Genomic DNA, 1,170 nt, shown 5'->3' on the forward strand with positions numbered 1-1,170 from the left:
CTAGTGTAGTGTTCCATTCTGTTTGGAACTTAAGCGGCTATTTGCGCGAATGACCTTCTGCAGGATGTCGCGAGCGGTTTTGGTCCAGATGAACGCCTTGGGGCTGGTATTGTGGTGAGCGATGTATTCGTCGATTGCTTTGATCAACTGCGGCACGCTGGTGAATATGCCACGGCGCAGGCGCTCAGTCGTGATATCGCGGAAGAAGCGCTCGACCATGTTCAACCACGATGCCGAGGTGGGCGTGAAGTGCATTTCGAATCGAGGGTGTTTGGCTAGCCACTCCTGCACGGCCGGATGCTTGTGCGTTGCGTAGTTGTCGGCGATCAGGTGCAGCGTCTTGTCCTTAGGCGTTTCGCGATCGATCTTGCGCAAGAACTTCAGCCATTCGACATGACGATGGCGCTGCTGACATTGCGCGATGACCTGGCCGTCCAAAACGTTGAGCGCGGCGAACAGCGTAGTCGTCCCATTGCGCTTGTAGTCGTGCGTCATGGTGGCCGCACGGCCCTTCTTCAGTGGCAGGCCGGGTTGAGTGCGGTCCAGCGCCTGCACCTGGCTCTTCTCGTCGCAGCACAACACCAGCGCGTGTTCAGGCGGCGACATGTACAGGCCCACGATGTCCTCGAGCTTCTCGACGAACCTGGGGTCACGCGAGACCTTGAAGCCGCGGACGAGGTGCGGCTTCAAACCATGGGCGTGCCAATGCCGCATGACGGTGCTGGCGCTCACGCCCAACTCGGCGGCCATCTTGCGCGTGCTCCAGTGCGTGGCCGCCGCGGGCGTGGCTTGAGTGGTCAACTCCACCAGCCGCGCCGCATCCACCTTCGCCGGCGGCGCACCGCGCGGCAGGTCGCGCTCGATACCGGCCAGTCGCGATTGCACATACCGCTCACGCCAACGCGAGACCTGCACGCGTCCCACGCCCAACTGCCCGGCGATGTCCTTGTTCTGCATCCCGTCAGCGGCCAGCAGCACGATCCGCGCGCGCTGCGCCAGCCTCACACTCGTGAGTCTCGAGCGAACGAGCCTCGTCAACTCGGCTCGCTCCTCGTCGGTCAACACAATCTCCAGGGCAACTCGCACTCGTTCTCTCCACGCTGTATCGCAGTAGAGGTTGGAAACCGCCGGAACCACATAAGTTCCATCAAGAGACGAACGCTACACTAG

Annotated in this window: 1 protein-coding gene; it reads right to left on the reverse strand. The window is 61.5% G+C overall.

Features of this window, described 5'->3' with window-relative positions:
• Window positions 1-1,086, reverse strand: coding sequence for an IS630 family transposase (locus PQR02_RS40440; protein WP_408243388.1), 1,086 nt, complete (start codon window positions 1,084-1,086; stop codon window positions 1-3).
• Between the last annotated feature and the right edge of the window lie 84 nt (window positions 1,087-1,170).

This window comes from Paraburkholderia sediminicola, assembly GCF_046026895.1.
Lineage (GTDB): Bacteria > Pseudomonadota > Gammaproteobacteria > Burkholderiales > Burkholderiaceae > Paraburkholderia > Paraburkholderia sediminicola_C.